General features: G+C 71.5%; 9 protein-coding genes and 1 pseudogene. 5 read left to right on the top strand and 5 right to left on the bottom strand.

Annotated features, from left to right (window positions below):
• Positions 1-78: 78 nt before the first annotated feature.
• The 4 genes from ACFV2J_RS20720 to ACFV2J_RS20705 form a co-directional block, all read right to left on the bottom strand.
• A complete protein-coding gene (locus tag ACFV2J_RS20720) occupies positions 79-2988 on the bottom strand; it encodes an FAD-binding and (Fe-S)-binding domain-containing protein (protein ID WP_385439911.1) in 2910 nt (969 codons plus the stop codon).
• A gap of 146 nt (positions 2989-3134) precedes the next feature.
• A complete protein-coding gene (locus ACFV2J_RS20715; RefSeq protein ID WP_385439908.1) occupies positions 3135-4310 on the bottom strand; it encodes an anhydro-N-acetylmuramic acid kinase in 1176 nt (391 codons plus the stop codon).
• 120 nt (positions 4311-4430) lie between these two features.
• Positions 4431-5999: a sodium:solute symporter gene (locus ACFV2J_RS20710; RefSeq protein WP_385095893.1), complete on the bottom strand. Its 1569-nt coding sequence runs from the start codon at positions 5997-5999 to the stop codon at positions 4431-4433.
• 113 nt (positions 6000-6112) lie between these two features.
• Positions 6113-7090 (bottom strand): N-acetylglucosamine kinase, encoded by a 978-nt coding sequence (locus tag ACFV2J_RS20705; protein WP_385439905.1) that lies wholly within the window; start codon positions 7088-7090, stop codon positions 6113-6115.
• A gap of 199 nt (positions 7091-7289) precedes the next feature.
• Between ACFV2J_RS20705 and ACFV2J_RS20700 the strand changes: the two genes are divergently transcribed.
• Both ACFV2J_RS20700 and murQ read left to right on the top strand, forming a co-directional pair.
• Positions 7290-8324 carry a MurR/RpiR family transcriptional regulator gene (locus tag ACFV2J_RS20700; protein ID WP_385439902.1) on the top strand — a complete coding sequence of 345 codons (1035 nt, stop codon included), beginning with the start codon at positions 7290-7292 and terminating at the stop codon, positions 8322-8324.
• 173 nt (positions 8325-8497) lie between these two features.
• Positions 8498-9391, top strand: a complete 894-nt coding sequence (murQ, locus tag ACFV2J_RS20695) for an N-acetylmuramic acid 6-phosphate etherase (RefSeq protein WP_385439900.1) — start codon at positions 8498-8500, stop codon at positions 9389-9391.
• A gap of 1411 nt (positions 9392-10802) precedes the next feature.
• Here the strand turns inward: murQ and phoU are convergent.
• Positions 10803-11477: a phosphate signaling complex protein PhoU gene (gene phoU, locus ACFV2J_RS20690; RefSeq protein ID WP_385094319.1), complete on the bottom strand. Its 675-nt coding sequence runs from the start codon at positions 11475-11477 to the stop codon at positions 10803-10805.
• A 564-nt stretch (positions 11478-12041) separates the two neighbouring features.
• Between phoU and ACFV2J_RS20685 the strand changes: the two genes are divergently transcribed.
• From ACFV2J_RS20685 to ACFV2J_RS20675, 3 genes and pseudogenes are all read left to right on the top strand, one after another.
• Complete coding sequence (locus ACFV2J_RS20685; RefSeq protein ID WP_385094322.1) at positions 12042-12260, top strand: hypothetical protein; 219 nt, start codon at positions 12042-12044, stop codon at positions 12258-12260.
• Positions 12261-12464: 204 nt separating this feature from the next.
• Positions 12465-12703, top strand: a pseudogene (locus tag ACFV2J_RS20680) (hypothetical protein); the annotation flags it as partial.
• A gap of 12 nt (positions 12704-12715) precedes the next feature.
• The coding region (locus tag ACFV2J_RS20675) for an inositol monophosphatase family protein (protein ID WP_385094325.1) at positions 12716-13335 on the top strand (620 nt) is incomplete at its 3' end.

Here is a 13335-nt window from a genome sequence, read left to right as displayed (position 1 = left end):
TGGCGAAACCCGCGTCCGGGTCGGCCCACCGGGTGCCCGGTGGCCCGGGTCGGCCGCACTGGGTACCCGGCCACGGACTCAGCCGGCGGTCGCCTCGGACCGGTCCAGGGCGTCGGCCAGGAGTTCCAGGATGTGGCGGTACGGGCGGCCCGTGGCGCGGGTCATCCCCATCTCGCAGGTGCGGTTGCACGAGGCATACCCGTCGTGCTCGCGCTCGTTGACCTCGGCGGCCTGGGCGGCCGTCGCGCCGGCGGTGACCTCGGGGTGGAGCAGTCCGCGGTCGCCGGCGAAGGCGCAGCAGCCCCAGGAGTCGGGGACCGTCACGGCACCGGCCACCGCCTCCGCCACGGTGCGCAGGTCACCGGTGATGCCCAGGTGCACGGTCGAACAGGTCGGATGCAGCGCGAGGGAGTCGAGCCGCGGCGCCCGGGGCAGCAGCGGCAGCAGCGTCTCGGCGGTGAAGCTCACGCTGTCCACGAAGCGCAGCCCGGCGTAGCGCTCCCGCTCGGCCTCGGGCAGCGCCGCGGCGAGCTCCCCCAGGCCGTGGGTGCACGAGGAGGCGTCGCAGACGACGGGCAGCCGTCCGTTGTCGCTGGCCGTCCACAAAGCGTCGAGCGTCCGGGCGGCCATAGCCCGGTGGCCCTGGGTGTAACCCTTGGACTGCCAGGGCGTGCCACAGCACAGCCCCGCCGTCTCGGGGACGTCGACGTCCACACCGGCTCGTTCGCAGAGACTCAGGAAGGCGCCCGCGGACCCGCTCGCCCGTCCGCCCGAAACGCCGCGCTCGGAGTCGCCTCCGTCCTCGGACGCGAAGACGCTGCCGATGCAGGCCGCGAAGAAGACCGCCCGCGCGGTGGGGGTCCGCCGGGCCGCCGGACGGGGGCCGCCGCCGCGGGGGATGTCCGGACTCCAGGCCGGTACGAGATCGGTGGCACCGAGTCGCCGCATCACCTTGGTGGCCGCGCCGGTCAGCGGGGCGGGCACGGCATGGGCGGCGTCGAGGCCGATCCGCACGCCTTTGACCGCCGTCCCCCAGTGCCGGGCCGCGACGCGTCCGGCGTGCTGCGCGAGCGGGCCGTGGCGTTCGCCGCGCAGCCGCTTCATCACCGCTCCGGTGTCGATGGTCACCGGGCAGGCGGTCACGCAGAGGCTGTCGGCGGCGCAGCTGTCCACGGCGGCGTAGGCGTAGTCGTCCTCCAGCTCCCGGCGCCGTGCGTCGTCGCCGGCCGCCACGGCCAGCGCGATCTCGCGCTGCAGGGCAATGCGTTGACGGGGCGTGGTGGTCACGTCCGCGGTCGGGCAGACCGGCTCGCAGTAGCCGCACTCGACGCAGGCATCCACCGCCGGGTCGACCGCGGGCACGCTCTTGAGGCGCCGCAGATGCGCGGCCGGGTCGTCGTCCAGCAGCACCCCGGGGTTGAGCACGCCCGCCGGATCGCACAACCTCTTCAGTTCCCGCATGACGTCATAGAGCTCGTCGCCGTACTGGCGGCGGACGAACGGCGCCATGGCGCGTCCGGTGCCGTGCTCCGCCTTAAGCGTGCCCTCGGCGTCCAGCACCAGGTCGACCATGTCGTCGGTGAACCGCGCGTACCGGTCGGTCTCCGCCCGCGAGTCGAAGTCCTGGGTCAGCATGAAGTGCACGTTGCCGTCCCGGGCGTGCCCGAAGATCACCGCGTCCTCGTACCCGTGCCGGTCGAAGAGGCCGATGAGGCCCTCGCAGGTGCGGGTCAGCCGGTCCATGGGGACCGCGATGTCCTCCAGCAGGGCGGTGGTGCCGGGCCGGCGCGCGCCGGCGACCGCGGTGTAGAGCCCCTTGCGCAGATGCCACAGCCGCGCCCGCTCCCGCGGGTCGCGGGTCAGGGCGGTGCCGGTCACCGCGGGCAGGCGCTCCAGAACCGGCCGGGCCGCGGCGGCCACCTCCTCCAGCCGCTCCGCGGTGTCCTCGGCGAACTCGACCAGCAGCGCCGCGTGGTGCTCGACCCGCAGGCCGCGCAGTGCCGCGCCGGAGCCCGGGTCGAGCTGGGCGACCCGCAGCGACGAGGCGTCGAGGAGTTCCGCCGTACGGGCGCCCGCCGCGAGCAGCGCGGGCAGCGCGTCGGTGGCCTCGGCGAGACCCGGCAGGATCAGCAGGCCGGTGGCGGCGTGCGGGAGGATCGGCACCGTACGGAAGACGGCCTCTCCGACGAAGCCGAGCGTGCCCTCGCTGCCGATCATCAGATGGGCCAGCAGATCGGCCGGAGCGGTGTGGTCCAGAAAGGAGTTGAGCCCGTAGCCCATGGTGTTCTTCATCGCGAAGAGCCGCTCGACGGTCGCGCGGGCCCGCGGTGAGGAGCGCACCCGCTCGCGCAACCGGACCAGCCCGGCGTGGAGTTCGGGTTCCCTGGCCCGCAGCCGCTCGTCGGCGTCCGCCGCCCCGGAGTCGATCACCGTGCCCGAGGGCAGCACGAACTGCAGGGACTCCATGGTGTGGTACGCGTTGTCCTGGGTGCCGCAGTTCATTCCGCTGGAGTTGTTGGCCACCAGCCCGCCGACCGTGCAGGCCGACTCACTGGCCGGGTCGGGACCGAGCCGCCTGCCGTACCGGGCCAGCCTGGCGTTGGCCTGACGTACCGTCAGTCCTGGCTGCAGGCGGACCCGGTGACCGTTGTCGAGCACCTCGGCCTTGCGCCAGTGGCTGCGCACGTCCACCAGGATCCCGTCGCCGCCCGCCTGACCCGCCAGACTCGTCCCGCCGGAGCGCAGGGTCAGCGGAAGCCCCGCCGCTCTGGCGCCCGCCATCAGCGCACCCACCTCGGCCGCGGACGCGGCGCGGACCACGGCCTGCGGAGCGAAGAGGTACGGCGACGCGTCGTGCGCCGCCGCGACCCGGCGGGGAAGGTCGGTCGTCACCCGTCGGGGGTCGTCGACGCAGGACCGCAGCAACGCGGCCAGGTCCGAGGGGCGTTCACCGGGGAACACCGGGGCGGGGAGGGGGCGGCGGCTCATGGAGGCTCCGGGGGTGTGCCGGTCCGGGACGGACTGTCGCCGGACCGCGGGGGAGGGGAGGGGCACCGGGTCGGTCGAGGGAGGCGGCGGCCCGGTCGGGTGGGGGCGTTGTGCGGCGGCCGGGCGTCGTCCTCGTCGGGGTGGTCCTACCGCTGGGTCTCGACCAGGAGCCGGCGGGGGGCCGTCGCCGCCGGTTCCGGTAGCCGCAGCGGCAGGCGGCCGGGCGTGATGCTGCCCAGCAGCGACGGGTGGCGCGCCCCGGTACCCGACGGCAGGGTGCCCGGCAGGCCGTGAACGGTCAGGAAGCCGAGGACGGCGAACGCCAGCGCCTCCTTCGCGTCGGACGGTATGCCCAGGTCGTCGCTGGGCAGCAGCCGCACGCCCGGCAGTTCCTCGGCGATCATGCCGGTCAGGACGGGGTTGTGCGCCCCGCCGCCGGACACCACGAGCTGGGTGACACCGTGGGCGCGGACCGCGTCGGCCACGGTCACCGCGGTCAGCCGGGTGAGGGTGGCCAGTACGTCGTTCGGTTCGGCGACGGGCGCGGTCTCCAACGCCCTGAGCAGGTGCGGCAGATGGAAGAGCTCCTTGCCGGTGCTCTTCGGCGCGGGCAGGCGGTAGTACGGCTCGTCGAGCAGCAGCCGCAGCAGCTCCGGCACCTCGTGGCCCGCGGCGGCGCCGCGCCCGGACTCGTCGTACTGGCGGGCGCCGGCGGTGAAGTGGCGTACGGCCGCGTCCAGCAGGGCGTTGGCGGGGCCGGTGTCGAAGGCGACCGGGTCGGTGTCCGGGGCGGCGACGGTGATGTTGGCGATGCCGCCGAGGTTCAGTGCGGCCGGGACACCCGGCAGGCCGCGCAGCAGCAGGGTGTCGGTCATGCCGACGAGGGGTGCGCCCTGTCCACCCGCGGCGATGTCGCGTGCCCGCAGGTCCGACACGACGGGCAGGCCGGTCGCCTCCGCGATCCAGGCGGGCTGGCCGAGCTGGAGGGTGCCGAGCACGGTGCCGTCGCGTACCCAGTGGTGCATCGTCTGGCCGTGCGAGACGACCAGGCCGGCGTCGCCGCCGCACAGTTCGGCCAGGGCGCGGACGGCGGCTCCGGCGAACGCCTGGCCGATACCGGTGTCCAGGGCGCAGATCGCTTCGGTGCTGGTGGCGGCCGGGGGCAGCGCGGCGCCGATGGCGGCGCGCAGGTCGTCGGGGTAGGGGACACCGATCCGGCCGAGCGGCCGCATCCGTAGCGTCTCGCCCTCCAGGGTGAGATCGGCCGCGGCGGCTTCGATGGCGTCGTACGAGGTGCCGGACATCAGGCCGATCACACGCATGGGGAGCTCCGAGTCTTCGGGTCGTACCGGCCGGGCGCGCCGAGGGCGGGTCCCGGCCGGTACGAAGTGACCGGGCCGGGGGCCGCCGGATCGCGGCGCCCCCCCCGCCCCGGGGTTCGGTCAGGACTGGCCGGCGGTCGCGGTGACCTCCGTGCCGTGTCCGTCGGGTTCCACCGGCGTGACCGCGGGGGCGGCGGGCGGGGCCTGGTGGAACAGGCTCATCACGCCGCCCACGACGAGGGTGACCAGTACACCGATCGGCACCAGCCACTGAGCGGCGATCGCCATGGGCACGGTCGTCCCCGCGGTGGTCACGTCGATCTTCACGCCGCGGACGATGTACGTCATCACGCCAATGGTCACGAGGAAGGCCACGACGGCGTCCACCTCCGTGGCCCGCTTGATCAGCCGGCCGAGCAGGAACGCTCCGAGCAGTGCGCCGTAGGTGTAGCCCGCGATGGTCAGACCGGTCAGATAGACGTTGCCCGAGCTGGTGCTGAACGCGCAGGCGAAGACCGCCATCAGCGCCGCCCACACCAGCGTCATCACCCGGGCCAGTTTCAGCAGCGCCTGGTCGGAGGGGGCCTTCTTGCGGAAGCTGTGGATGATGTCGGACACCGTGGAGTTCGACATGGAGTTCAGCGCGGAGGACAGCGAGCCCATCGCGGCGCCCAGGATGCCGGCCACCAGCAGACCCGAGATACCCACCGGCAGGCCGTGCAGGATGAAGTTCGGGTAGAGGTTGTCGGAGCTGCTCAGCCCCAGCTCCTTGAAGCTGCGGCCCTTGTTGTACGACCAGAGCAGGGCTCCGGCCAGCGAGAACGCGGCGAACTGCACGGTGACGAAGACACCGGAGGCGATCATCGCCTTCTGGCCCTCGCGCAGGGTGCGGGTGGTCAGGACACGCTGGACGATCAGCTGGTCCGAGCCGTGGCTGGCCATCGCGAAGATGGCGCCGCCGATGATGGCGGTCGGCAGGGCGAAGGAGCTGGTGAGGATGTGGCCGAGGCCGAAGTCGGTGTCGAAGAGCCTGAACTCGCCGCCGTGCAGGGCCTGTGAGAAGCCGGTGGCACCGACGTGCCCGGTGAGCACCGCGATGGCCAGGATCACGCCGCCGAGGTAGAGGCCCATCTGGATCGCGTCGGTCCAGATGACCGCCTTGATGCCGCCGAGGTATGTGTACACGACGGTGATCACGGTGAGCACGATGATGATGGCCTTGTAGCCGGTGTGCACCCCGAGTTCGTCGAGCAGCAGCTTGATCGGGATCGCCGACGCGAAGAGCCGGACACCTTCGGCGAGCAGCCGGGTGAAGACGAACGCCACCGACGCCAGGCCCTGGAGCTTGAGTCCGAAGCGCTCCCCGAGGTACTGGTACGCGCTGACGAAGCCGCCGCGCTTGTACAGCGGGATGAGCACCGTGGCGACGACGACCCGACCGATCACGTAACCCAGCGCCAGTTCGACGTTTCCGAAGCCCTGCCCGCTGTACGTCCCGCCGGGGACGCTGATGACGGTCAGCACGCTGGTCTCGGTGGCCACTATCGAGAACGACACCGTCCACCAGGGCATGTGGCTCTCGCCGACGAAGTACTCCTTCGCCGTCTTCTGCCGCCCGGACAGGCGCAGTCCGATCACGGCGATGGCGACCAGGTAGACGGCGATCACCGCCAGGTCGAGTTGGCGCACGAGCACTCCTTAGAACGGATCGGTGGTGTCACCGGGGGAATGGGGATCGGTGGGGGAGGGGTGGTGCGCCGTCTCGTCGGTGCGGTGCGCGCCCTGCGGTCCGGCGCACCTGGTCACGGCGGCGGGGCCGCCGTGCGGCGGACGCGGGTGACGAGCGGTTCGTGCGGTCCGGTGGCGTCCAGGGCCAGCAGGCGTGCTCCGTGCAGTGGGTCGCCGAGCGGGGGCGTCACCCGCAGCGGCAGCCCCGACGCGCGGAGCAGTTCGGCGAACGGGTCCAGCAGCGGCGCGCCGATCCCGGTGAGGCCACCGGTGACGGCGACGGGCAGCGGGCGCGTGCCGCCGATCCTGCGGGCCGCGGCGACGACCGCCTCGGCCAGCGCGGCGGCGGCGTCCCGCATGATGCCGGTGGCCACCGCGTCGCCGTCGGAGGCCGCACCGGCCACCACGGGAGCGAAGGCCGCGGTCAGCCGGGCCTGGTTGGCGGAATGCCCCACGGTGGCGGGCAGCCGGTCGAGGTCGCCGAAACGGTCGGCGGCGGCCGACGTCAGGGCGGTCGCGGGGCCGCGTCCGTCGTGCGAGCGCAGCGCGGCCCGCAGGCCGGCCCGGCCGATCCAGGCGCCGCTGCCCTCGTCACCGAGCCAGGGGCCCCAGCCGTCGACGCGGGCGAACGTCCCGCCTTCGCCGACTCCGACGGTGACGGCGCCGGTACCCGCGGCCAGGACGACACCGGCGCCGCCGCCGAGGGCTCCGGCGTGCGCGGTGACGGCGTCACTGGTGACCGCGACCTCGTCGGTCGGCAGCGCGTCCAGCAGCTGTTCGGCCAGGGAGCGGGCCGCGGCCGGGTCCGCGGCGGCGCCGGCGGCGCCCACGCAGACCGTGTCCAGCCGTCCGGCGGGCAGTGCGGAGGCGAGCCCGCCGCCGAGCGCCGCGGCGGCGGTCACGGCGGCGACCGCGGCGGTCACACCGCCGGACTCCGCCAGACCGGGGGACCCGGGCACCTCGTGAACGGGGTGGCCGGGGCCGTCCGGGCCGGTCCAGAGCACGGCGCGGCAACCCGTCTTCCCCAGGTCCACCGCCAGTACGGCCGTCATGTGCAACGCCTTCTCCGTTGAAAGGGACGAGCCGCGGCCTGCTGCGCCGAGAGCGTCCGGTGAGCGGACCGCGGTGCTGCGAGTTTGGAAGCCTGTCCTCCGCATGTCAATAAATACCGCTAGGAAAATTTGTCACGTAACTTTTTGCCATCCCAGGTGGGCGTGGCTACGCTGGCGTCCACACCACCCAGGAGGACCCATGGCTCGCGAGGTCGCGCACCGTGAAGCTGCGGAGTCGCCGCAAGGCGGCGGCTCGGTCGACGTGCTGACGAGGATCCGCGGCGCGCTGCCTTCCCTGGCCCCGTCCGAACGGCGAGTGGCCGACACCGTCCTCGCGGCGCCGTCCGAGGCGGCCGGACTGTCCATCAGCGCCCTCGCCGCCAAGGCGAGCACCTCGGTGGCCACCGTGATGAGGTTCTGTCGCGCGATCGGCCTGACCAACTATCCGCACCTGCGGGTCGGCCTCGCCGCCGCGGCGGCGCACGAGAACGCGCTCGGTGCCGACCGCCCGGCGCTGGGCACCGACATCGGCGCCACGGACTCGCTGGAACAGATCATCAGCAAGATCATCTACAACGAGGTGCGCGCCCTGGAAGAGTCCCGCGACGGCTTCGACGTGGCCCAGCTCGGCCAGGCGGTCGACGCCCTCGCCGACGCCCGCCGGATAGACATCTTCGGTGTGGGCGCCAGCGGATTCGTCGGCCAGGACCTGCACCAGAAGCTCCATCGCATCGGCCGGATGGCCTTCATCTGGACCGACGTGCACGCCGCGCTGACCGCCGCGGCCCTGCTCGGACCCGCGGACGTGGCCATCGCGATCTCCCACTCCGGCGAGACGACGGACACGATCGAGCCCCTGCGGGCAGCCGCCGAGAACGGCGCCACCACGATCGCCCTGACCAACTTCGCCCGCTCACCACTGGCCGAGTCCGCCGACCTCGTGCTCACCACCTGCGCGCGCGAGATGCCGTTCCGCTCCGGCGCGACCGTCAGCCGCATCGCCCAACTCGCCCTCATCGACTGCCTGTTCGTGGGGGTCGCCCAGCGCTCCTACGACGCCACCACCGCGGCCCTGCACCGTACGTACGGAGCGGTGCAGCGGCACCGGAGCACCCCCGCGGCACGCCGGCCCGCCTCCGACGAGGCACTCGCCACCCCGCCCTCTGACGCGCGGACGGAACCCGCCGCCACGCCGGCGGCCGAACTCCCGCCCGTGGCGGCACCCCCGGGGTGACGACGGACCGGCGTGGCGACCGGCCTCCGACACACAGGTGACCGCGCGGTGCCGCCAAGACCACCGGCCGGTGCCGACCGACCCGCCGGCGCCGCGCACCCCTCCCTCACCACCGAACGACAGCGCTTCACCCGAAGGGAACGGCAGCGCTCACCCGAAAGGAACGACCGCACGTGGACCTCAGCACCCTCGGCACCGAAACCCGCAACCAGCGGACCGCCGAACTGGACCGCATGCCGGTCACCGAACTGCTCGCCACCATGAACGACGAGGACCAGACCGTCGCCCTGGCGGTGCGCACCGCGCTGCCGCGGATCGCCGAGGCCGTGGAGAAGATCACCGCGTCGCTGCGCGCGGGCGGCAGGCTCGTCTACCTCGGTGCCGGTACCAGCGGACGGATCGGCCTGCTCGACGCCGTCGAATGCCCGCCGACCTTCGGCACCTCGCCCGACGTGGTCGTCGGGCTGCTCTCCGGCGGCCCCGGCGCGTTCGTCCTCGCGGTGGAAGGCGCGGAGGACGACCCCGAGCTCGCCGTCGCCGACCTCGACGCCATCGGTCTGACCGCCCGCGACACCGTGGTCGGGCTCGCCGCGAGCGGCCGCACCCCCTACGTCGTCGGCGGCCTGCGGCACGCCCGCGCGACCGGCGCGGCGACCGTCTCCGTCGCTTGCAACACCGACGCCGTCATCAGCCGTCACGCGGACGTCGCCATCGAGGTCCCCACCGGCCCCGAGGTCCTCACCGGCTCCACCCGTCTCAAGGGCGGCACGGCCGAGAAGCTGGTCTGCAACATGCTCTCGACCGCCACGATGGTTCAGCTCGGCAAGGTCTACGGCAACCTGATGGTCGACCTGCGCGCCACCAACGAGAAGCTCGTGGACCGGGCGCGGCGCATGGTCGCCCAGGCCACCGGCGCCGATCCCGACGCCGCCGCGGCCGCGCTCCAGGAAGCCGGCGGACACGCGAAGACCGCGATCGTCATGCTGCTCGCCGGCTGTACCCGCGCCGAGGCGGCTGCCCGTCTCGAAGCCGCCCACGACGACGTACGGGCCGCCGCGGCCGCCTGACGGGCCGCTGCGGCGTCCACTCGTCCTCGACTTCCCACGGCTTCGGCCGAGCCACCCCGAACCCCCGATCAACGCTCCCGACGTGATCCAACCACCTCGAAGATCATTTCGTTTGGATCTCTCAGAACCCAGGCGCCGCCACTGGTCCACTTTTCAGCCGTCGCCGACACGCGGTCGCGGGAGCCGTCTGCCAGCCCCCGCCCGCCGGGCGGTGCGGTGTCCAGTGGTCGGCCACGACATGGCGAGAATCCCGGTCCGGCCGGTGCGGACGCTGTAGTTGCGCGAGCTGTTGACACAGCTGTTGCGCTCGCTGTTGCGCAGGCTTCTGTCAAGAGGGAAGGAAACAGCTGGTTAGACCGTATGGGCGGTCCTGGTGTGGGATCAGGGCCCTGACGGGGTGGGGCTGCGCTTCGGCCGGCGGGCTCCGCGCTCCGGCGGGTCGGTGCCCACCAAACCCGGGGGGACAGGCATCTGTTGACGGGGCAGGCAGCCCAGTCGAGTCCGAGCGCGGCGAGCTGCGCGAGCTTGTCGGCGGTGAGCTTGGCTCGCCTGGATCGTGCGGGCGGCAGAAAAATCCTGAGTTTCACCGGGTTCTCCTGTCCGTCGACCACGATCGGGGAGCGGGCCGACGCACGTCGTCTGGCTTCGCCGGGCCGGTGCATCGGGGGATCGGCTCGGTCTGGCCCGCGGCCGGTGCCGGCGGGGCTTTCATGCTCGCTGCTCGTGACGGACCTGTTGCCGAGAGGGTAGGCGGAGTGGGACCGGGAGGCGTGGCGAGGTGCTGGAGAGTTCGCCTGCGGTGAGCCTGACCGGGCCGTCTGCCTTTGCTGCGCGGGGGCGCGTGTTGTGTGCTCTGTTCGGGGGATGTCGGGTTGCTCTACCTTCCGGTACGCGAGTGGCTGAGGGCGGTGGCCGGTGGCGTCGGAGGAGAGGTGGCGGTGTGCGGAGCGTTCTGCGGGCCGGCAAGGTGATTTCGTTCGACCCTGCGCAGGGGCTGGGGTTGATCGCGCCCTGTGGCGGTGAGGAACACGTTCCGTTTAAGGCGCAAGCGGTGAGGTTCGTGGACGTGGTCGCGGAGGGGCAGCTGGTCATCTACGCGATCGAGCGTGCGGATGCGGCCGTACGGGCCGTGGAGGTACGCCCCGCCTAGCAGGCTCCGGGAACCCGGGCTGGGGATCTGCCGGGTCCTGAGCTCCCTGCCCGGGCGCCCTGGTCCCCGGGGGCGAACTCGGGGACCAAGGCGGCAGCAACATATCCGCGGCAACCGCACCGCGCGAAAAACAGGGTTCTACCAGGTGGGCGAGGAAGAAGCGGGCTCTCCGCAGCCTGGGCAGGTCGACGCCGACGTCCGCTATCAGGTGGGCCGCTGCGGGGCTGCGGCCTGGCTCGGTCGTTGCCGCAGGCTGTGGGGTTACACGGTTGGGGGGTGCTCCGTGGTCGTCTCGTCGGCGTGTTCGCCGGTGACGAGGTAGATGACGCGTCGGGCGACGGACACGGCGTGGTCGGCGAATCGTTCGTAGTAGCGTCCGACCAGGGTGACGTCGACGGCTGTCTCGACTCCGTGGTGCCACTGTTTGTCCATCAGGTGCTGGAAGACCATGCGGTGGAGTTCGTCCATGCGGTCGTCGTCCTTCTCCAGCTGAAGGGCTGCTTCGACGTCCTGGGTGATGATGACTTCGGCGGCCTGTGCCATCAGGCGCTGGGCGAGCTGGCCCATCTCCAGGATGGTGCGGCGCAGGTCCCGTGGCACGGCCTTCTCGGGGAAGCGCATCCGGGCCAGCTTCGCCACGTGCTCGGCGAGGTCGCCGCTGCGTTCCAGGTCCGCGCTCATACGCAGCGAGGTGACCACGGTCCGAAGGTCTGTGGCGACGGGTTGCTGTCTGGCGAGGATCGCGATCGCGCGGTTCTCCAGATCGCGCTGGAGGTCGTCGACCTTGCTCTCGGCGGAGATCACGTTCTCGGCGAGCTTCAGGTCGGCGTCCAGAAGTGCGGTGGTGGCCAGACCGATGGCCGATCCGACCAGGTTCGCCATCTCCACCAGGCTGTCGCCGATCGAGCCCAGTTCCTCGTGAAATGCCTCGCGCATTGCTCCTCCACCGCCCCTTGTCGTGTCACTTGTCAGCCTCAACCGACAGCCAGGTTCGCACACACTCCGCACCTGGTTCGTCGGCCGTCGCGCGTAGCCGTGCAGACCGCTGCAGACGTCCGGCAGCTGGTGTCGGTGAAGTCCGCGGCGAGTCGATTTTCTGGCGGATCCACGCCGCCGTGTAGCCGGATGGGAGGCACGGCCTCGGCGGGGATCAGGGCTCCCTCTGTCGGTGGTACCGAACGGGGTTGCTGATGGTGTGCAGGCCGCGCACGGCATCCTCGCCGACCACCTCCGTTGTCCTCACGCCCAGTTGAGTCCGAGTGCGTGAGCCCGGCGCGTTTGTCTGCGGTGAGCCTCCTGCGCCTGGTCTTCACGTTCGGGTGGCTATGTCTGTTCTCCGGGGAGTCGTTACTCGATGACTAGGGGAATCGGTTCGGGACGTCTTCCTTGATCAACGTCACTGAGTTTTGATGTCGCTCGTTCGTACGGAATGGGAAGATGTGGTGCCGCTGGGACGTCTCAGTGGTTCTGGGGTCTGGCCGGTCAACGAGAGGCGTGTCCGTGCGAGCTGAGGAGCTGTCCACTGGGGCAGACGTGGTTGAGACAGCGATGCCGGAAGTTCTGGAAGCTCTAGCGAGCAAGCTTGAGGAGGAGACGGCTGCGTCTCTAGAGGCGTTGCGGCAGCAGGCTGTGCGTCTGCGTGCGGAGACGGCTGCGACGGTCGCGGCGCTTCGCGAGCAGGCAGCCCGCCTGCGGGACGAGCGGGATTTCTCAGGCTGAGCAGGGGTGGGCTGCCCGATGGGGGATCGTGAGAGCCTGCGTGTCCCGTCAAGGGTCACGTCTGTCCGGGACGACCTGCGGATTGTTGGCCTGTCCGAAGGGACGAAGGTCCACAAGCAGGTCCTCCAGGTGGTGGACATGATCCGGGACACCGTGGAGCCGATGCCGTCCTACGAGCCCTGCGTGATCGGCCACGACGGCAAGAAGATCGCCCGCAAAGGCACCGCTCACGGCTCCGGATTGGGGAAAAGCCGGTGGGTGGTCGAACGAAGCTTCGCATAGCTCCACCAGTTCAAACGCCTGCGGATCCACGACGAAGTACGCGCCGATTTCCACCTCGGTCCACTCCGACTCGCCGCAGCATCATCTGCCTACGCCGACTCCGAACGTTGCCCTCAACTGGCGGGTTGAGGGAGGGTGCACCTTGGTGTCGGAAGTCGTGACAGGCTCACCAGATGGATCACACATTCGACGCTCCGCCCGCTGACCGAGAGCTCCTCGCCTTCGCTGTCGGCTTGGCCACTCGGGCGGGCCAGGTGTCCGTGCAGGGCTTCTTCGGAGAGTGGGGAAGTCGCCGCAAGGAAGACGGCAGCGAAGTCACCGAGATCGACCTCGCAGTCGAAGAGCTGGTCAGGGACGAGCTGGCCCGCCGTATGCCAGAGGACGGCATCTACGGCGAGGAGAAGGGATCGACCGTCGGGCTGTCAGGGAGACGATGGATCATCGACCCCATCAACGGCACCACATCGTTCACCCGCCGGTGGCCACTCTTCTCGAATGACCTCGCCTACGAGGACGAGCACGGTCCCGCTCTCGGGGTGATCAACCTGCCCATGAGCCGCCAGATGGTCGTAGCCGGGCGGGGCCTGGGCTGCTGGGTACTGACCGGGGAGAACCCGGACCTGAAGACGGGCCACCGCGCCCGAGTCACCAAGCGGACCAGCACGCGCGGAGCGAGGACCCAGGCACTCAACCCGGCCGGCTGGCCGGAGGAACTCCTCACCGCTCTCCACCGTCAGGTCTTCCTGATGGCGTCGATGGGCTGCATCGTGGACCTGGTCACCGGCCGCGCGGA

Source organism: Streptomyces sp. NPDC059668 (assembly GCF_042734135.1).
Classification (GTDB): Bacteria; Actinomycetota; Actinomycetes; order Streptomycetales; family Streptomycetaceae; genus Streptomyces.
The sequence above is the reverse complement of the archived record's forward strand: the minus strand, read 5'-3'. Positions and strand labels throughout refer to the sequence as shown.

Excerpts from the sequence above, each read along its gene's own strand:
- ACFV2J_RS20720 (WP_385439911.1), bottom strand. The coding sequence starts at position 2,988 with ATGAGCCGCCGCCCCCTCCCCGCCCCGGTGTTCCCCGGTGAACGCCCC.
- phoU (WP_385094319.1), bottom strand. The coding sequence starts at position 11,477 with ATGCGCGAGGCATTTCACGAGGAACTGGGCTCGATCGGCGACAGCCTG.
- ACFV2J_RS20715 (WP_385439908.1), bottom strand. The coding sequence starts at position 4,310 with ATGCGTGTGATCGGCCTGATGTCCGGCACCTCGTACGACGCCATCGAA.
- ACFV2J_RS20700 (WP_385439902.1), top strand. The coding sequence starts at position 7,290 with ATGGCTCGCGAGGTCGCGCACCGTGAAGCTGCGGAGTCGCCGCAAGGC.
- ACFV2J_RS20705 (WP_385439905.1), bottom strand. The coding sequence starts at position 7,090 with ATGACGGCCGTACTGGCGGTGGACCTGGGGAAGACGGGTTGCCGCGCC.